This is a genomic window from Micromonospora sp. NPDC023888 (assembly GCF_040639415.1).
Classification (GTDB): Bacteria; Actinomycetota; Actinomycetes; order Mycobacteriales; family Micromonosporaceae; genus Micromonospora.
Genome location: NZ_JBEZZW010000003.1, coordinates 39,999 through 57,622 on the forward strand (window position 1 = coordinate 39,999; position 17,624 = coordinate 57,622).

18 protein-coding genes are annotated in these 17,624 nt (G+C 71.7%); 9 read left to right on the forward strand and 9 right to left on the reverse strand.

Annotated elements, in window-relative coordinates; genetic code table 11:
* The first annotated feature begins 111 nt into the window (after positions 1–111).
* The gene (locus AB0F61_RS03260) at positions 112–465 is read left to right on the forward strand and encodes a DUF6401 family natural product biosynthesis protein (RefSeq protein ID WP_357802815.1); all 354 of its coding nucleotides are present in this window, start codon (positions 112–114) and stop codon (positions 463–465) included.
* A 69-nt stretch (positions 466–534) separates the two neighbouring features.
* On the opposite strand, the gene AB0F61_RS03265 is transcribed toward AB0F61_RS03260, so the two are convergent.
* The gene (locus tag AB0F61_RS03265; protein WP_357802817.1) at positions 535–1,344 is read right to left on the reverse strand and encodes a hypothetical protein; all 810 of its coding nucleotides are present in this window, start codon (positions 1,342–1,344) and stop codon (positions 535–537) included.
* Positions 1,345–1,541: 197 nt separating this feature from the next.
* On the opposite strand from AB0F61_RS03265, the gene AB0F61_RS03270 reads away from it, so the two are divergent.
* From AB0F61_RS03270 to AB0F61_RS03280, 3 genes are all read left to right on the forward strand, one after another.
* The gene (locus AB0F61_RS03270; RefSeq protein ID WP_357802818.1) at positions 1,542–3,680 is read left to right on the forward strand and encodes a SpoIIE family protein phosphatase; all 2,139 of its coding nucleotides are present in this window, start codon (positions 1,542–1,544) and stop codon (positions 3,678–3,680) included.
* A 26-nt stretch (positions 3,681–3,706) separates the two neighbouring features.
* The gene (locus AB0F61_RS03275) at positions 3,707–4,384 is read left to right on the forward strand and encodes an HAD family hydrolase (RefSeq protein WP_357802820.1); all 678 of its coding nucleotides are present in this window, start codon (positions 3,707–3,709) and stop codon (positions 4,382–4,384) included.
* 109 nt (positions 4,385–4,493) lie between these two features.
* Complete coding sequence (locus AB0F61_RS03280) at positions 4,494–5,789, forward strand: cation:proton antiporter (protein WP_357802822.1); 1,296 nt, start codon at positions 4,494–4,496, stop codon at positions 5,787–5,789.
* A 41-nt stretch (positions 5,790–5,830) separates the two neighbouring features.
* Here the strand turns inward: AB0F61_RS03280 and AB0F61_RS03285 are convergent, their stop codons facing one another.
* Complete coding sequence (locus AB0F61_RS03285) at positions 5,831–6,769, reverse strand: FAD-dependent oxidoreductase (protein WP_357803215.1); 939 nt, start codon at positions 6,767–6,769, stop codon at positions 5,831–5,833.
* A 106-nt stretch (positions 6,770–6,875) separates the two neighbouring features.
* Between AB0F61_RS03285 and AB0F61_RS03290 the strand changes: the two genes are divergently transcribed.
* Entirely contained in the window at positions 6,876–7,091 is a 216-nt protein-coding gene (locus tag AB0F61_RS03290; protein ID WP_172861994.1) for a DUF3072 domain-containing protein, read from the forward strand.
* 108 nt (positions 7,092–7,199) lie between these two features.
* Here the strand turns inward: AB0F61_RS03290 and AB0F61_RS03295 are convergent, their stop codons facing one another.
* The 3 genes from AB0F61_RS03295 to AB0F61_RS03305 form a co-directional block, all read right to left on the reverse strand.
* Positions 7,200–7,700, reverse strand: coding sequence for a metallophosphoesterase (locus AB0F61_RS03295; protein WP_357802825.1), 501 nt, complete (start codon positions 7,698–7,700; stop codon positions 7,200–7,202).
* A gap of 92 nt (positions 7,701–7,792) precedes the next feature.
* Positions 7,793–10,648: a ricin-type beta-trefoil lectin domain protein gene (locus AB0F61_RS03300; protein WP_357802826.1), complete on the reverse strand. Its 2,856-nt coding sequence runs from the start codon at positions 10,646–10,648 to the stop codon at positions 7,793–7,795.
* Positions 10,649–10,799: 151 nt separating this feature from the next.
* Positions 10,800–12,632: a glycoside hydrolase family 15 protein gene (locus AB0F61_RS03305; protein ID WP_357803217.1), complete on the reverse strand. Its 1,833-nt coding sequence runs from the start codon at positions 12,630–12,632 to the stop codon at positions 10,800–10,802.
* Between the two features lie 122 nt (positions 12,633–12,754).
* On the opposite strand from AB0F61_RS03305, the gene AB0F61_RS03310 reads away from it, so the two are divergent.
* The gene (locus tag AB0F61_RS03310; RefSeq protein WP_357802827.1) at positions 12,755–13,342 is read left to right on the forward strand and encodes a general stress protein; all 588 of its coding nucleotides are present in this window, start codon (positions 12,755–12,757) and stop codon (positions 13,340–13,342) included.
* 49 nt (positions 13,343–13,391) lie between these two features.
* Here the strand turns inward: AB0F61_RS03310 and AB0F61_RS03315 are convergent, their stop codons facing one another.
* Both AB0F61_RS03315 and AB0F61_RS03320 read right to left on the reverse strand, forming a co-directional pair.
* On the reverse strand, positions 13,392–13,988 hold the full coding sequence (locus AB0F61_RS03315) for a DUF1684 domain-containing protein (protein ID WP_357802828.1): 597 nt from the start codon (positions 13,986–13,988) through the stop codon (positions 13,392–13,394).
* A 33-nt stretch (positions 13,989–14,021) separates the two neighbouring features.
* Positions 14,022–14,591, reverse strand: coding sequence for a WHG domain-containing protein (locus AB0F61_RS03320; protein ID WP_357802829.1), 570 nt, complete (start codon positions 14,589–14,591; stop codon positions 14,022–14,024).
* Between the two features lie 60 nt (positions 14,592–14,651).
* Between AB0F61_RS03320 and AB0F61_RS03325 the strand changes: the two genes are divergently transcribed.
* Positions 14,652–15,140, forward strand: a complete 489-nt coding sequence (locus AB0F61_RS03325) for an FBP domain-containing protein (RefSeq protein WP_357802831.1) — start codon at positions 14,652–14,654, stop codon at positions 15,138–15,140.
* 61 nt (positions 15,141–15,201) lie between these two features.
* Here AB0F61_RS03325 and AB0F61_RS03330 read toward each other — a convergent pair whose 3' ends face one another.
* Positions 15,202–15,735 (reverse strand): GNAT family N-acetyltransferase, encoded by a 534-nt coding sequence (locus AB0F61_RS03330; RefSeq protein WP_357802832.1) that lies wholly within the window; start codon positions 15,733–15,735, stop codon positions 15,202–15,204.
* 156 nt (positions 15,736–15,891) lie between these two features.
* Here AB0F61_RS03330 and AB0F61_RS03335 point away from each other — a divergent pair, with 156 nt between their 5' ends.
* Together AB0F61_RS03335 and AB0F61_RS03340 are read left to right on the forward strand one after the other, a co-directional pair.
* Positions 15,892–16,374, forward strand: a complete 483-nt coding sequence (locus AB0F61_RS03335) for a MarR family transcriptional regulator (RefSeq protein ID WP_357802833.1) — start codon at positions 15,892–15,894, stop codon at positions 16,372–16,374.
* A gap of 10 nt (positions 16,375–16,384) precedes the next feature.
* Complete coding sequence (locus tag AB0F61_RS03340) at positions 16,385–17,371, forward strand: pirin family protein (protein ID WP_357802835.1); 987 nt, start codon at positions 16,385–16,387, stop codon at positions 17,369–17,371.
* A gap of 57 nt (positions 17,372–17,428) precedes the next feature.
* On the opposite strand, the gene AB0F61_RS03345 is transcribed toward AB0F61_RS03340, so the two are convergent.
* Positions 17,429–17,557 carry a hypothetical protein gene (locus AB0F61_RS03345; protein WP_255508778.1) on the reverse strand — a complete coding sequence of 43 codons (129 nt, stop codon included), beginning with the start codon at positions 17,555–17,557 and terminating at the stop codon, positions 17,429–17,431.
* Between the last annotated feature and the right edge of the window lie 67 nt (positions 17,558–17,624).

Here is a 17,624-nt window from a genome sequence, read left to right on the forward strand (position 1 = left end):
CGTCTGCGCCGGATCAACCCCCGCGGCCAGCCCCGACCCTCAAGTGGCGCAGCCGATATCCGCCGAGTGGCCGACGTCGACACGGTCACCTGTCGGTTAGCCTCGGTCACCATGCGTGTGCCGTTCAACCGGGTCGCCACCCGTACCGCCGTCGACTCGGCGCGGTCCACCCTGGCCGCCCTCACCGTCTCCCTCGGCACCGTCGGGCTCGCGGCCGCCGCCGCGCGACCGGGGCTACTGGCCCTCGTCGACCAGCACGCGGCCGCCGTGCGGGACAGCCTCGACGGTGACCGCCAGCCCCTGACCGCCGCGACCCTCGCCGGCTACGCCGAGGGGGTCCGCGCCGCCGCGCTCGAGCACGGGTGGGCGCCGCCGGACGGGCCGGTGGACTGGAGCCGCCCCGAGTGGCTGCTCACCCGGCTGCTCGCGGTCTGCGCGCTGGCCCGCTCGCTCGACGGCGCCTGACGAGCGCGGGGAGGGCATCCCGCGTCGTACGCGGAACACCCTCCCCACCTGCCGTGCCGTCGCGCCTCGCTACGAACGGTATTGCGAAGCCTCGTCCACCCGGGGCATCGCCTGGGTGCGATCGCCCCCGCGGTCGGCCATCTGCCGCTCCACGTCGCTCCGCCCGGCCGCGCTGGCCTGGCGCTGCTGCTGCACCGCCCGAGCTTCCCGGGCGGCCCGTTCCAGCCAGCCGTCCCAGCGGTTCTGCATCGGCTTCACGAGACCACCACCGACACCGACGATCAGGATGCCGGCCACCGTGGCGAGCACCGCGATCAGCACCGGGGTCGTCACCGTGGTGGCGATACCCACCTGGTTCAGCGCGGCGATCACGCCGAGCGCGATGACGAAGATCGCCGCGAGGTCGGCCAGGACCTTGCCGTACGACAGCCCTCCCAGCGCCCCGGTGACCAGATCCCGGACGGCGTTGGCGATAGCGGCCGCGATCACCACGATGACGATCGCGACGAACGCCCGCGGCAGCCAGGACACCACGCCGCTGATCAGGTCACTGATCGCGTTGGGCCCCCAGACTCCGAACGCGAACTGCAGCGTGAACAGCAGTACGGCGTAGTACGCCAGTCTGGCCAGGATGTCGGAGGCGTCGTACTTCGTTCTCTCCAGGGCCCGTTTGATACCGCCACGTTCGACGGCTTGGTCGAAGTGCACCCGTTCCAGCACCGTATCCACGATCTTGAGGACGGCTCTGGCGATGAGCCAGCCGACCACCAGGATGACGATGAAGGCCACTGCCTTCGGGATGAAGAGCAGCACCGACCTCCAGGTGTCGGCGATGGCATCGCCGATGTCGGCCTGCCGGACCGCGAGGGTTTTCAGCATGATGTCCCTCCTGTCGCATGGACTGCGCCGGGCGCATACCCGGCTACCGGTCTGGCAGTCCGCGCAACGCGCCGCGTTTTCGCGGCACACCGACGGTCAGGGGGCCTGAACTGCCCAAATGGGCAGCCCGACGGTGACGGCGACGCCCCGCCGCCATGATCGGATGCCTTTTCCGACGAGCCGACTAGGCTGCGAACATGCCAGGAACGGTCGGGCGAGTCCCCACGCCAGCAACTCCGGTCCCGGGTGTGTCCACCGGCACCGGTACGGCCGCTGCCGTGCTCGCCCACGACTGGGCCGGCACCCCGCTGGGCCCACCCGAGGACTGGGACGTGGCGGTCCGGGCCGTGGTCGAGCTGATTCTCGCCTCGCCGATGCCGATGGCCCTGGCGTACGGCGACGACCTCGTCCTGCTCTACAACGCCGCCTACGCCGAACTGCTGGGCACCAAGCACCCGAGTGCCCTCGGCCGCCCGGCCGCCGAGGTGTTCGCCGAGATCTGGGCGCTGCCCGGCGTCGGTCAGGTGTTCGAGCGCACCTACCGGCAGGGGGTGCCGTTCCTGGAGAAGGAGTCCACCCTGCCGCTGGTGCGTGGGCACTCCGCGACGGTGGAGCAGGCGGTCTTCACCCGGGGCTACTCGCCGGTGCGGGACAGCACCGGGAAGATCGTCGGCACGTTGACCGTCGCGGCCGAGACCACCCACGTCACCGAGCAGTTGCAGAGCCTCAGCGAGGTGGCCGCCGCGCTCGCCGGAACGCTCACCCTCGACGACGTCGCCCGGGTGGCGCTGCGGTACGCGATCACCACGTTCGACCCGGACCAGGCCTCGTTCGCTGTCGACGAGGGCGGCGGCGGTTGGCGCATGGTGCGCCGGGTCCGTGGCGAGTTGCTGGACGAGGCCGACGAGCGGCTTCCTCCGCTCTGGCGGCGCGCTCCGGCGGACTGGTCGGCCCCGGTGGTGCAGGCGGCCAGCTCGGCCGGTCCGTTCTTCGTCCGCGACGGGCAACCGCTGCGGGAGATCGCGGTGGACCGCCACGACCAGAAGATCCGCTCGATGGCGGCCCTGCCGCTGGGCACCTCGGTGGTGCGCGGCGGGCTGGCGGTCGGCTACCAGGTGCCGCACACCTGGTCGCCCGCCGAGCGGGCGCTGCTGGCCGCCTCGGTCGAGCTGATCGGCCAGGCCGCGGAGCGGGCCCGCCGGTTCGAGACCCAGCACGGCACGGCCCAGTTGTTGCAGCGCAGCATGTTGCCGGAGCACCTGCCGGACCTGCCCCGGTTGCGGGTGGCGGCCCGCTACGACCCGGGGGTGGACGGCAACGCCGCCGGCGGTGACTTCTACGACGCGTTCCTCCTGCCCGGCGGGGCGCTCGGCGTGGTCCTTGGCGATGTCGCGGGTCACGACGTGCAGGCCGCCGCGCGGATGGGACAGGTCCGGGCCGCGCTGCGCGCGCTGGCCCTGGCCGACCCGGCGCCCGACGCGGTGCTGGCCGGGTTGGACCGGCTGGTCACCAGCCTGGGCGCGGAGGCCAGCACCCACGAGCTCTTCGTCACCGTGGCGTTCGGGGTCATCGACGCGGAACGGCGGGAGCTGACCCTGTCCAGCGCCGGTCACCCCGCGCCGCTGATCCGCCGCAGCGACCCGGAGGGCCGCTGCTACGCGGAGTACGTCGACGTGCCGGCTGGCCCCCCGCTGGGTCTGGGCGGCCGGCCGCCCACGATCACTGTCGCGTTCCGCCCCGGTGACACCCTGCTGCTGTTCAGCGACGGGGTGGTGGAGCGCCGTCGGCAGAGCCTCACCGCCGGGCTGGCCACCCTCGGCGACGCCGTCGCGAAGGCCGGCAGTGGCGACCCGCGCGCCCTCTGCGCCGTGGCCACCGCGGCGGTGCCCGGCAGCACCGAGGACGACGTGGCCGTGCTGGCGGTCGAGCACGCGCTCAAGCCGAGCCGCTCGGCGAGCATGGAGGTGCCCGCGGAGCCGACCGCGCCCAGCCGGGTGCGGCACTGGATGACGGGCCAGCTCACCGAGTGGCGGGTGGCCGAGTCGGTGATCGGCGCGGCGGTGCTGTGCACGAGCGAACTGACCACGAACGCGTTGCTGCACGCCGGCACCGCCGCCCGGGTGGAGATCGACCTCAGCCCGGAGCGTCTCCTGGTCTCGGTCGCCGATTCCGGCACCCGGGGCACCGTGACCCGGACCCGCACCGACACGTTGAGCAGTCGTGGGCGTGGCCTCGGCCTGATCGAGGAGCTCAGTGACGCCTGGGGCACCGACCCGTCGGTCCGCGGCTCCACGGTCTGGTTCGAGATTCTGACGCCGCCAACCGCGCATCCCTGAGCCGCCGGACGGGTAGGAGGACGCCCATGCGTACCGACCAGCCCGCCGGAGTCCTCTTCGACGTCGATGGCACCCTGGTGGACACCACCTACCTGCACACGGTGAGTTGGTGGGAGGCGTTGCGCCAGACCGACCAGCCGGTGCCGATGGCGATGGTGCACCGTTCGATCGGGATGGGTTCGGACAAGCTCCTCGACCACCTGCTCGGCCCCGAGCGGGACCGGGACGCCGACCCGAAGCTGCGCGACGCGCACGACACCCTGTACGCCGAGTACTGGGAACGCCTCACCCCGCTGCCCCGGGCCGCCGATCTGTTGCGCGCCTGCGCCGAGCGCGGCCTGCGGGTGGTGCTCGCCACCTCCGCCTCGGAACCTGAGGTGGGCGCGTTGCGCCGGGCGCTGGCCGCCGACGACGTGATCGACACGGTCACCTCCTCGGCGGACGCCCAGCAGAGCAAGCCGGCCCCGGACATCCTGGTCGCCGCGCTGGAGCAGTCCGGGTTGGCCGCCGAGCGGGTGGTCTTCGTCGGCGACTCGGTGTGGGACGTCGTCGCGGCCGGCAAGTTGAGCATCCCGTGCGTCGGGTTGACCTGTGGCGGCACCAGCCGTGGTGAGCTCGCCGGCGCCGGCGCGGTGGCGGTGTACGACGACCCGGCCGCGCTGCTCGACGAGTTGGCGGATTCGCCGCTGACCCGACCGAGGTGAGGTTCACTCGGGTTCACCGGGGCCGACGCGCATAGCCGGAGCCCTTGCGGGGCAAGGTCTGTCACCACCTGCCCCCGCGCCCCGCGGGTGCGGCCGAAAGGGTGGTGCCGTGGAGCCGGTAGACGTGGCGTTCGCGCTGGTGGGCCTGGGCGCTCTGCTCGCAGGCATCCTGCCCCGGGTGCTGGAGCGGCGTCCGCTGTCCATGCCGATCGCCTTCCTCGCCCTCGGCATGCTGGTGTTCCTGCTGCCGGTCGGGCTGCCGACTCCCGATCCGCTGGCCCACCCGGAGCTGACCACCCACCTCACCGAGATCGGTGTGATCGTCGCGCTGATGGGCGCCGGGCTCAAGATCGACCGACCGTTGAGTTGGCGGCGGTGGTCGTCCACCTGGCGGCTGCTGGCGATCGCCATGCCCCTGTGCATCGCGGCGGTGGCAGTGCTCGGCTGGTGGTGGGCGGGCCTGGTGCCGGCCGCCGCCCTGTTGCTGGGTGCCGCGCTGGCCCCCACCGATCCGGTGCTCGCCGCCGACGTGCAGGTCGGCGAGCCGACGGACGTGGAGGACTCCGAGGACGAGGTCCGCTTCGCGTTGACCTCGGAGGCCGGCCTCAACGACGGGTTGGCGTTCCCGTTCGTCTACGCCGCCATCGCCATCGCCTCGACAAGCCTCGCCCCGCGCGACTGGATGGCCGAATGGTTCACCGTGGACGTGCTCTGGAAGGTGGGCGTCGGGGTCGGCGGTGGTTTGCTGATCGGCTGGTTGCTCGGCAAGCTGTTCTTCCGCGCGCCCAGTGAGCTGCGGCTGGCCCGGCATGCCGAGGGCTTCCTGGCGTTGGCCGCCACGTTCCTGGCGTACGGGCTGGTGGAGGTGGTCGGCGGGTACGGCTTCCTGGCGGTGTTCGTGGCCGCGCGGGCCATCCGGGCCGCCGAGCGGACCCACGAGTTCCACTCGGTGCTGCACGACTTCGCCGAACAGGTGGAACGGCTGCTCACCCTGGTGTTGCTGCTGCTGCTCGGCGGCGCTGTGGTGGGTGGTCTGCTGGCCCCGCTGACCTGGCCGGCGGCCGCCGTCGGGTTGGCGCTGGTGTTCCTGATCCGGCCGCTTGTCGGCTGGTTGTCGCTGCGCGGCGCGCCGGGACGGCCGGCCGAGCACTGGGTGATCTCGTTGTTCGGCATCCGCGGTGTCGGCTCGTTCTACTACCTCGCGTACGCCACCACGAAGGCCGACTTCCCCCAGGCCGAGTTGCTCTGGGCGACCGTCGGGCTGGCGGTGCTGGTGTCCGTGGTGGTGCACGGCATCGCGGCGACCCCGGTCATGCAGCTACTCGACCGGGAGGGCGAGCGGACCTCCGACCCGGCCGAGCGGGACGCCGACGCCCGGCCGGTCGCCGCAGCCGGTCACCCCTGAGCGCCTGGCTCAGCCCACGCGGGTACGCCTGGGCGGGCGGCTCAGCCCACGCGGGCGGCCAGCGCACGGCCGAGGTCCCGGCCGGAGCGCCAGGCGCTCTGCACCCGGGGCTTGCCGAACGCGTCGCCGGCCAGACCGATGTCGTCGGCGTCCAGGTGGTGGGTGTCGTTGGCGGCAGGGATTGTCGGCTTCGCGTACGTCCAGCGGTGCACGTGCACGTCGACGGCCGGCTCGGGCAGTCCGAGCAGGTCGCGGACGGCCTGCTCGATGGCCGGGCCGGCCCCGGTGGGCTGGGCCAGGTGCCCGGCCGCGAACTCCGGCACGGTGTGCGCGACGAGCACCGGCGCGCCGTCACCACGCCGGTCGCCGTCGTCGCAGACGAGGTTGAGGACCGGGTGGTCGTTGACGAACGCGCCCCGGAAGTCCGGCCAGCGCCGGGTCGGGAACCGCAGCACCGCGGCCAGTGTCGGTGACCAGCGCTGTGCCTGCACGACCTGGGTGGCGGCGGCCAGGGTCGGGTCGAGCAGCAGAGCGGCCTGCGGGCCCGGCATGGCCAGCGCGACCGCCGCGCACGGCTCGCCGTCCACTGTCGGCCCGGGCTCGACGGTGAGCACCAGCCGGTCGACGGTCACCGGCACCTCGCCGGCCAGGTGTTCGACGAGGGAGCGCAGCCCGCGCGGCGCGGCGAAGCGCATCGGCCCGGGCACCTCCCGGCGCCCGGTGCGGTCGTAGGCCTGGAAGGTGTCGGTCCATTCGCGGACCAGTCCGGCGGCGCGCCACTGCTCGACCACCGCGGCGAAATCCGGGTCGCTTGCGGTGAAGTACGCGGCGCCGATGTCCGCGGGCCGGCCCTCGAAGCGTTTGCTGGCCATCCGGCCGCCACAGACGTGCCCTCGTTCCCGGACCTGCACCGGCACCCCGGCCCGGGTCAACTCGATCGCACAGGCCACCCCGGCGATGCCCGCCCCGACCACCACCACACGCGAACGGTCCAGACTCATCCGCTGATCGTAGGTGGCGGCGGCGGGGCATGAACCACCGACGACGAGGGTACTGGCACACCTGTTCGAAGAAAGGATGATGACAATGACGGACCGCCGCAACGAGCAGGCCGACCAGAATGCCGCGATCAAGGACCCGGACGAATGGGTCACCGGTGACGAGCCACCCACCGCCGCTCAGGAGTCCTACCTGAACACGCTGGCCCGCGAGGCCAACGCGGATCTTCCGGACGACCTGACCAAGGCCGAGGCGTCCAAGCGCATCGACGAACTCCAGGCCGAGACGGGCCGGGGCCAGTAAGCCTCGATCGACTCCGCTTCCTGGAGTACGCGGTGTCCGCGAGACCCGGACCCCGCGAGATCACGGAAGCGGAGTCGATCACGCCCCGGCCGGCACCGCTGCCGGTGGTCAGCCGCGGGTCAGGCGGTGCAGCTCCACCTCGGCCAGCCGGCCGGCACTGATGGTGGCGCTCAGGTAGGTGGCGTGCGGTTGGGAGCGCCGGTCGGTGGGCGAGCCGGGATTGAGCAGTCGCAGCCCGCCGGGCGCCTCGCTGTCCCACGGTATGTGGGAGTGCCCGAAGACGAGCACGTCGACATCGGGAAACCGGGCGGCACACCGCTTCTCACGACCGGTTCGTGGGCCGGTCTCGTGCACCACGGCGACGCGCAGGCCGTCGAGCTCGGCCCGGGCCACCTCCGGCAGTCGGGCGCGCAGCGCCGGCCCGTCGTTGTTGCCGTACACCCCGATCAGTCGGCGCGACCGCGCGGTCATCGCGTCGAGCAGCGCCTCGTCGATCCAGTCGCCGGCGTGCACCACCACGTCGGCCGCCTCGATCGCCGCCCAGAGCGGGCCGGGCAGATCCCGGGCCCGCTTCGGTACGTGGGTGTCCGCCGTCAGCACCAACCGCATCCCGACATTCTCCCCCGCGTCCCGGCCGCCCACCCGGCGACGCGGGTGGACGGCGGGGACCGGGAACCGGTCAGGGACCGGTTAGGGACCGGTCAGGGCAGGGTCCACCGCTGCGCCCCGGTGCCGTTGCAGGTCCAGATGCGCAGTTGCCGACCGTCGGTGAGGTCGGAGTTGGGGATGTCCAGACACCGGCCCGACTGGGGATTGCGCAGGCTGCCGTCCGGCTGGGCGGCCCACTGCTGGGCACCGCTGCCGTTGCAGTCGTAGAGCTGCACGAGAGTGCCGTCGGTGGTGCCGCTCGCCTTCACGTCCAGGCACTTGGCGAATCCGCGTACCGTGCCGTCGCCGGGCAGGGTCCAGCGTTGCGCGGCGGTGCCGTTGCAGGTCCAGGTCTGCACCTTGGTGCCGTTTGCGGTCTGGCTGGAGGCGATGTCCGCGCACTTGCCGAGGGCCTTGACCTCGCCGGTGCGCGCCCCGCCGGTGCCGACCCCCGGGCCGGTGAAGGTGTAGCTGTCCACGTCCAGCAGCGCCCCGCTGCCGCCGGTGACGACCAGGTACAGGTCGTGGGTGCCGTCGTCGGGCCGGGTCACCGTGGCGCTCAGCTCGGTGTAGGTGTCCCAGCCGCCGGTGTTCGGCACCGCGATCCGGGCGACCTCGGTGCCGGTGGGTGAGTCGTACCGGAAGGAGAGGGTGCCACCGGGGCCGCCGGAGGAGACGCGCGCCCGGACGCCGGTGATGCCCTTGAGGCTCACGGCGTGGTGCCGGACGCTCTCGCCGCTCTGGATGTCGCCGAGCCGTTTGCCGCCCTCGGCCGCCGCCTGGTCGATCACCTTCGGCCCGTTGAGTTGCACGAGGTGCTCGGCCTGCCACTGTTTCGGGAAGAGGATGATCTCCTTCTCGCCGGTCAGGCTTGTCGGGCCGCGATCGGTGTAGCTGCCACGGAGGACGAAGAACAGCACCGAGTCGGGGCCGGCGTGCACCGGGCCGGTGTTGAAGGTCGCGCCGCAGCCGGTCCCCTCCCCCTCCTCGTGGGCGTGCTCCTGGTGTCCGAGCGCGGCCCGGACGACCACCGCCGAGCAGGCCGGCGTGCCGTCCTGCGGGTCGGTGGCGGTGGCGCTCACCGTCAGGTCCTGCCCCCAGTCGAAGAGCCCGCCGGCGGGCAGCCCGTTCAGCGTGACCGTCGGCCGGTTGTTGCCGACCACCACCGGCACCAGTGTGGTCGCGCTGCGGCCGGTGCCGTCGTTGACGGTGAGTCGGGCGTTGTAGGTGCCGTTTGCCGAGTACGTGAAGGAGGGGTTCGCGACTGTCGAGTCGGTGCTGCCGTTGTCGGTGAAGTCCCAGGCGTAGGTCAGCGGGTCACCGTCCGGGTCGGAGCTGCCGGCGCTGGAGAAGGTCACCGCCAGCGGGGCCAGCCCGTTGTCCTTGTTGACGGTGGCCTTGGCCAGCGGCGATCGGCCGCCCTGCACGTAGTTGATTTTGTAGAGACCGGCGTCGGCCGCGCCGGAGAAGTAGCCGCTTCCGTATTCGAGCAGGTAGAGCGAGCCGTCCGGGCCGAACTGCCAGTCGATCGGGTGGACGAACCGCATGCCGGCGAGCACCGGCTCGATGATCGTCGGCGCGCCGGTGGCCGGGTTGCCGTTGTCGAACTGGACCTCCTTGATCCAGTTGCGGCAGTACTCGGAGATGAGCCACTTGTTGTCGTAGTAGGCCGGCCACTTCACGTCCGAGATCAGGTTCGGGTCGTAGTGGTAGACCTCGACGTGGTTCGGCGACCCGCACCCACCCGGGTTGTCCAGCGCCGGCCAGTCCTCGCTGCCGCCGTGCTGCTCCCAGACCAGTGCCGGCTTCGTCGCCGGGAGCTGCTGGAGGCCGGTGTTGCGGGGTGAGTTGTTGACCGGGCCGGTCGAGCCGCCGCACGGGAACCAGCCGCGCGGCGAGGCGGTGGCGAAGTCCCAGTCGTTGTAGGCGACGTTGGGGCCGCCGCAGTACGGCCAGCCGTAGTTGCCGGGCCCGGTGGCCCGGTTGAACTCGTCGTAGGCCGCCGGGCCACGGTTGGCGAGGTCGGCGCCGGCGTCCGGGCCGACCTCGCCCCAGTAGAGGGTGTTGCCGGCCTTGCGGTCCACCCAGATCCGGTACGGGTTGCGCACCCCCATCACGTAGATCTCCGGCCTGGTTCGCGCGGTGCCGGCGGCGAAGAGGTTGCCGGAGGGGACGGTGTAGCTGCCGTCGTTCTCCGGATGGATTCGGTTGATCTTGCCGCGCAGGTCGTTGGTGCTGCCCGAGGTGCGCTGGGCGTCGTACTGCGCGTTGCGGCTGGTCCGTTCGTCGATCGGGGCCATTCCGGCGGAGTCGCCGCCGGAGTTGGTGTTGTCACCGACGGCGAAGTACAGGTTGCCGGCGGTGTCCCAGCTCATCGAGCCGGCCGAGTGACAGCACAGGTCGCGTTCGGTGGGCCACTCGATGAGCAGGTCCTCGCTGGCGGGGTCGAGTAGCAAGGTGGACGGGTTGAAGGTGAACCGGCTGATCCGGTTGACCAACGGGGTGACCTTGGGCGAGTAGAAGAGGTAGACCCAGCGGTTGCTCGCGAAGCCGGGGTGCAGGGTGATGCCGATCAGGCCGTCCTCGAAGCGGGCGTCCAGTGGCAGGGTCAGCGCGACGGTGGTGGATCTCGTCGTCGGGTTGTAGAGGCGGACCTGGCCGCCGCCGCTGCTGGTGCCCCGGTTGATGTAGAAGACCTTCCCGTCGGGGGCGACGGCCAACTCGATCGGTTCTCCCATGGAGAGCCCGCCGTCGAGGGCGATCTTCTCGAACCCGGCGGTGGCGGGCGGCGCCACTGCAGCAGGGGCCCGGGCCGGAGACCCGGTGGCCGGCGGGGCGAGGCAGAGGGTGGTGAGGACGGTGAGCAGGGTGGTGGCGGCGACCAGACGTCGACGCGGAGTGCGGGACACGAGACCTCCAGCGGTCCGGGGGATCTCGGTGCCGCTCCCGCCGACTGGAGGAGCACCGCGGTGTCCCGGACATTAACGTCTTTCACTGGAAGGCGATAGAACTTCACGTCAACGAATCGAAAGCCGTCAAGATTCAGACGAAAGTACGGGCTCAGCGACGCGTCGGGGTGAAATGCGCCGGGGGCATCCCGCACTCGCGCAACATCGGGTCCCGCTCGACGTCGGTGAGCACACCCGCGGCGTTGATCAGGCCGATGTGCGAGAACGCCTGCGGGAAGTTGCCCAACTGCTCCCCGGTCTGCTGGTCGATCTGCTCGGCGAACAGGCCCAGGTCGTTGACCCGAGCGGCCAGGTCGCGAAACAACTCGTGCGCCCGGTCCCGCTCACCGGCCAACGCCAGGCAACTCACCAACCAGAACGAACAGATGACGAAGCCCGCCGGGTCGCCGTCCCAGCGTCGCAGCAGGCCGTCGCGCGACAGCCCCCGCTCCACCGCGCGGACCGTCGCGCGCATCCGCGGGTCGTCGGCCCGCACGAAACCCACAAGCGGCATCACCAGCACCGACGCGTCCAGCTCGTCGGAATCGAAGATCCCGGTGTACGCCTGGAGGCGGTCGCTCCACCCCCGTGTGAGGATCGCCTCGCGCACCTCGTCCCGGGCCGCCGTCCAGCGGGCCAGGTCCTGCGGCTCGCCGAGCTGGTCGCCGAAGCGAACCGCCCGGTCCAGTGCGACCCAGCACTCCACCTTCGAGGACACGTGGTGGTGTTGGACCCCACGTTCCTCCCACATCCCCGCGTCCGGCTTCTTCCAGTCCTGCTCGGCCTGATCGGCGAGCACCCGGAGCAGGTGGTAGACCTCCTGGTCGAACGGCTCCAACTGGTCACGCATCAGCCAGGCGGCGTCCATTGCCGCGCCGTAGATGTCGTTCTGCCGCTGCCGCCACGCGTCGTTGCCGGTCACCACCGGCGGGCTGTCGCGGTAACCGCCGAGCTGGTCCAGCCGATGCTCGGTGAGGTCCCGCTCCCCCAGCACCCCGTACATGATGGGCACCGGCTGGTCGTCGATCCGGCCCATCGCCCGGCCCAACCAGGCAAACTGCCGCCGCACCTCGTCGAAGCACGCCGACCGCCACAGCGCCCGCAGGGTGTGGCTGAAGTCGCGCACCCAGACGTAGCGGTAGTCGTAGTTGCGGTCCCCGCCGAGTTTCTCCGGCAGGGAGGTGGTCACCGAGGCCACCACCGCGCCGCTGGGCCGGTACGTCATACCCTGCACCACAAGCCCGCTGCGTCGCACCTGCTCGGCGTAGAGCCCCTGGTAGGGGTGCTCGTCGGTCCAGGACCGCCAGCCGGCGACGGTGTCGGCGATCGTCTGGTCGGCGTCCGGCACCTCCGGCAGCGGGGCGTCGTAGGTCGGGGCGTACCCGAGAGTGAAGTTGTGGGTCGTGCCGGCGCGGACGGTGAACGTCGCCGCGGCGTCGCCGTCGTCGCCGCACGCCAACCGCACGCTGCTACGGAAGGTGAGCCGCGCGGCCCCGACGATGGCCTCCAGCATGTCGGCGCGCTCGACCAGGTACGCCATGGTGCGCCCGTACTCGAAACGCGGCCGATAGTGCACCCGCATCGGAACCTCACCGGTGAGCCCCTGCACGCTGCGGACCAGCACCTGCGGGGAGCGCATCCCGATCTCGTGACCACGGCTGCCGGGCTCGAAGGCGAGCGCGTCGGTGAGCGCGACCTCGCCCTGCGCGGTGCGGAAGACGGTCCGCAGCACGAGGGTGTCGTCGAGGTAGCAGCGTTCGACGGTGAAATCGGCCTCCGGCCGGATCGACCAGTGCCCTGCGCCGTCGTCGAGCAACCGGCCGAACACCGACGGGGCGTCGAACCGGCCCGGGCACCACCAGTTCACCGAGCCCGCGGCGTCGACAAGCGCCGCGCTGCGGCCGTCAGCGAGGAACCCGTAGTCACTGATCTGTCCGTTCTCCACCTGACTGGCTACCCGGGCCGCCCGCACCCATTCCCTCCATTCGGGGACGGCACTCACCGTGCTGACTGGCGTTACCGCTCGCCGTGGGCGGGAACCCGGGAAGCTGACGAGGGAGGATGCTCATGACGTCAGCTTCGGGGCCGACCGCCGCGTGGCGACCCGGCACACAGGATGGCGACCTGCTTCCCGCCGGGCCGGCCGGCCGCCTGTCAACACCGAGCGGCAACGGCCACGGGCCGGAGCCAGGCCCGCCGACCGTGACGATCGGTTCGTACCCGGACTACCCGGCCGCACAGCGGGTCGTCGACTATCTGGCCGACAACCGCTTTCCGGTGGAGCACACCGCCATCGTCGGCACCAACCTCACCCTGGTGGAGACGGTGCTCGGGCGGATGACCACCGGTCGAGCCGGACTGCTCGGCGCCGGTACCGGCGCCTGGTTCGGGCTCTTCATCGGCCTGCTGTTCGGCATCTTCACCGTCGGCAACTGGCTGGCGGTGATCCTGGTCGGGCTGGTCATCGGCGCGATCTGGGGTGCCGTGTTCGGCGCTGTCGCGCACGCGATGACGGGCGGGCAGCGGGACTTCACGTCGGCCAGTTCGCTACGCGCCGGCCAGTACGCGGTGACTGTCGACGCGCAGCTCGCCGACCAGGCCCGACAGCTCATGGGTCGGATGCAGGTGCCCGGGTCGCCGGCCGACGCGCGTTGAGCGACGAGACGAGCGAGCGGCCGTCCCGACAGCACGCCGGGACGGCCGCTCAGTGCTGGTGTGTCGCGTACGTCAACTCGCCCGCGCGGATCTCGACCTCGACCCGGTTCTCCGGCGGCGCCAGGGGGCACGCCCAGCGGTCGTCGTACGCGCAGCTCGGGTTGTAGAGGTAGTTGGCGTCCAGCCGGACCCGGTCGCCGGGCAGCAGCTCGACACCTCGACCGAAGGTGCCCTTCACCGTGTCGGTGAGGTATCGGCCTCCCCCGTAGGTCTGCCGACCGCAGGTGCCGTCGCGCAGTGGCACGAACAGTCCGCCGCCATACGCCTCGATCCACCACAGGGTCAGCGGTCCCCACGGCGTGTCGGCCACCGCGACCCGCCGGTACGCGACCACCCCGTCCGGCCCGCCGGTGTCGATCCGCAGTTCGCCGCTTGCCGCCCGCAGTGGCGCCTCCACCACGGCATCCGGGTTGGGTGGGTAGTAGCGCACTCCGGCGAAGTCGGCTCGATCCGCCGGGGGGATGGGGCTCTGCGGGTGGGTGGCGAAGAGGTCGTCGCGACCGGCGCGGAACCCGGTCAGGTCGACGTCGGACAGGTACAGCCGGGCCACCCGCTCCCGCCAGTCGGCCAGTTCCAGTTGATCCACGTATCCGAGCCTAGGCCGTCACGGTGTGGCAGCTCAGCGTGACGGCCAGTTGCTCAGGACCGCGTGGAGGGCGTCCAGGGTGCGCGACCAGGAGTCGTCCGTCGCCCGCGGGGTGTGTCGGAAGCCGCCGGTCCTCTCCAGGCTGACGAACCCGTGGAACGTGCTGTGCATCATGCGGACGGCGTCGGTCTGGTCGGGCTCGGAGAGCTGGTAGCCGCGCAGGATCGCCCGGGTCATCTCGGCGTGTCGGACGCCCGCGCTCGCCGCGGCGGTCTCCGGGTCGAGGTCGATCTGCATGGCCGCGTACCGACCCGGGTGCTGCCGTGCGTAGCCCCGGTACGCGTCGGCGAACGCCACGAGCGCGTCCTTGCCGGCGCGGCCGGCGAGCGCGGCGGCGACCCGGTCGGCCAGCTCCGCCAGCGCCAGCAGGGCGATCCGGACCCGCAGCTCCTGCGCGTTCCTGAGGTGGAAGTACAGGCTGGCGTCCTTCACGCCGAAGTGGCGGGCGAGCGCGGCGACTGTCACGTTCTCCACGCCCACCTCGTCGGCCAGCTCGGCCCCGGCCAACGTCAGCCGTTCGACGGTCACCCCTGCGCGTGCCATCCACCACACCCCAAACCTAGCCGCGTTAATGGGTTGCCTAGTGAGGCTAGGCTACTACCTATGTTGGCCCTGACCGAATCCGTCATCCGCGCGTCCTTCGTCAATTGCAGCCGAGGCGAAGCGAAGCGGCTGACCGTACCCAACGATCTTGAAATGCGTCAGTGGGACGACCTCGACTTCCTCGGCTGGCGGGACCCCTCCGCGCCGCAGCGGGCCTACCTGGTCGCCGAGACCGACGGCAAGCTGGCCGGGGTGGTGCTGCGGGCCGCGACGCACCAGACGGGGCGCGTGCGGCACAGCATGTGTTCGTTCTGTCTGACCACGCACCTCGGCGGTGGCGTCTCGTTGATGACCGCCCCCAAGGCCGGTCCGAGCGGACGGCAGGGCGACTCCGTGGGCACGTACCTGTGCTCCGACCTCGCCTGCTCGCTGTACCTGCGGGGAAAGAAGCACGCCGGGCCGCCCGCGCCCGAGCCTCTGCCCCTGCCGGAGAGGATCGAGCGCGTCAGGACCGCCCTCGCGACATTTCTCCGCAAGGTCACCGAGTGACGGTTCGGGGCGACCGGCGCGGCCGGGGCCGAAGCGTGTCCGAACCCCGGTCGGCGCCCGACTAACTGTCGGTCGACAGCCGGGCGTGCAGGTGCTCGTCGTAGCGGCGGCCGTCGCCGTACCGGTACGACTCGCGCAGCGTGCCCTCGGCGGGGTAGCCGGCCCGCTCGGCGACGCGGCAGGACGCCGGGTTGGCCACCGCGTGACACAGCTCCACCCGGTGCAGCCGCAGGTCGGTGAACGCCCAGTCGGTGAGCCGGACGACGGCCCGCACCGCCACCTGCCGCCCGCGCGCCGCCGGCGCCGTCCAGTAACCGATGGACGCGTCGCCGTGGTGGATGTGGTGCAGCGACACCGAACCCAGCAGTTTCCCGTCGGCCGCCGAGGTCACCGCCATGGAGACGTGGTCTCCGGCGGACCAGTCGGCCCGGCGGCGGACCCACAGCAGCGCGAGCTCGTCGTCGACCGGGCCGCCACCCTGCGGGTTCCACTGGGCGATGGCCGGGTCGCGCAGGGCGTCGCGCACCGCCGGAGCGTCCTCGTCTCGCCACGGGCGCAGCAGCAGGTCGGCGGCGGTGAGCTCCACGTGTTCCACGAGGCGGCAGTCTGGCACACCGCGCCACCACCGCGCTGCCGGTTTCGCGGCCAACTTCTTAAAAGTTGCAGAAAACCGTCGCTCGACCGCCAAGAAGTGACCCAGGCAACGGTCGCCAGCAGTAGTTAAATTTTGAAGTAGTGCTATCGTCATGGCATGACCGAGAGCCTGGACCGCACCCGAGAAGGCGCCTGGCGCGCCTACATCGAGGCCAGCCAGCTCCTCTACACCCGGCTGGAAGAGGACCTGCGCGCCGACAGCGAGCTCAGCTTCGCCGACTACCACGTGCTGGTCCTGCTCTCCGAGGCACCGGGGCAGCGGCTGCGGATGGGCGAGCTGGCCAACCGGCTCATCTTCTCGCCCAGCCGACTGACGTACCAGATCTCCGCCATGCAGCGCCGCGGCCTGGTCAGCAAGGAGCCCTGCCCGGACGACCGACGCGGCAGCGAGGCGGTGCTCACGGCCGCCGGGCTGCTCGCCCTCTCCGAAGCCGCCCCGCACCACCTGGCGTCGGTCCGGGCCCACCTCATGGACGACCTCGACGACGCCGAGGTCGCCTGCCTCACCCGGGTCTTCGACCGGCTCGGCCGCCGCCTGCGAGCGGCCCGAGCCTCCTCGACCACCCACGCCACCCGCTAAGGAGCACCCGATGCCCGCGATCACCGTCGACAACGTCGTCGTCCTGCCCCGCCTGCCCCAACTCGCCGAGAGCACCACCTTCCGCCCGGTCCGCACGGTGACCACCGCGCCCAGCGGTTTCGAGGGTGAGGGCTTCCCGGTCCGTCGGGCCTTCGCCGGCGTGTCGACCACCGACCTGGACCCGTTCATCCACCTGGACCAGATGGGCGAGGTCGACTACGCGCCGGGCGAGCCCAAGGGCACCCCGTGGCACCCGCACCGCGGCTTCGAGACCGTCACGTACATCATCGACGGCGTCTTCGACCACCAGGACTCCAACGGCGGTGGCGGCACCATCACCGACGGCGACACCCAGTGGATGACGGCGGGCAGCGGCCTGCTGCACATCGAGGCGCCGCCGGAGCACCTGGTGATGAGCGGCGGGCTCTTCCACGGCACCCAGCTCTGGGTCAACCTGCCCCGCTCGGCCAAGATGAACCCGCCCCGCTACCAGGACATCCGGGGCCGGCAGTCGGCGCTGCTCACCACGCCCGACGGCGGCGCGCTGATCCGCGTCATCGCCGGTGAGATCGCCGGGCACCGCGGCCCGGGGTCGACCTTCACGCCGATCACCATCACCCACGTCACGGTGCAGCCGGGAGCGCAGGTCGACCTGCCCTGGCAGCCCGACTTCAACGCCCTGGTGTACGTGCTCGGCGGCCGTGGCACGGTCGGCACCGACCGGCGGCCGGTCCGCACCGGTCAGCTCGCCGTGCACGGTCCGGGCGACGCGCTGCGGTTCAGCGCCGACACCGCGCAGGACAGCAACACCCCGGCGTTGGATCTCTACATCATGGGTGGCAAGCCGATCCGGGAGCCGGTGGCACAGTACGGCCCATTCGTGATGAACACCCGCGACGAGCTGGTCCAGGCGTTCGAGGACTTCAAGGCCGGTCGGCTCGGTGTGATCCCCAGCGAGCGGTTGCCGCACACCGGCGGCCAGGGCGCGCGGCCCTGACCTGAGTCACCGAGATCGCCTGGGCGCCCCGTCGATCGGACGGGGCGCCCAGGCGGCTCAGGAGACCGCGAATATCCCGGCGACGCCCAAAATCACCATCACCAACACCGCTACCAGCGCACCCCGTTCGCTCTCCACCGCCGGCTCGCGGTACTCGGTCACGGGATTCGTCGTGTCGCGGGGCATGGTGTGGTCTCCTCGGCTGTTGTCGCGTCGCTTCGATGGCGTTGGCCAGGTCACCGGAGTGCCGGGC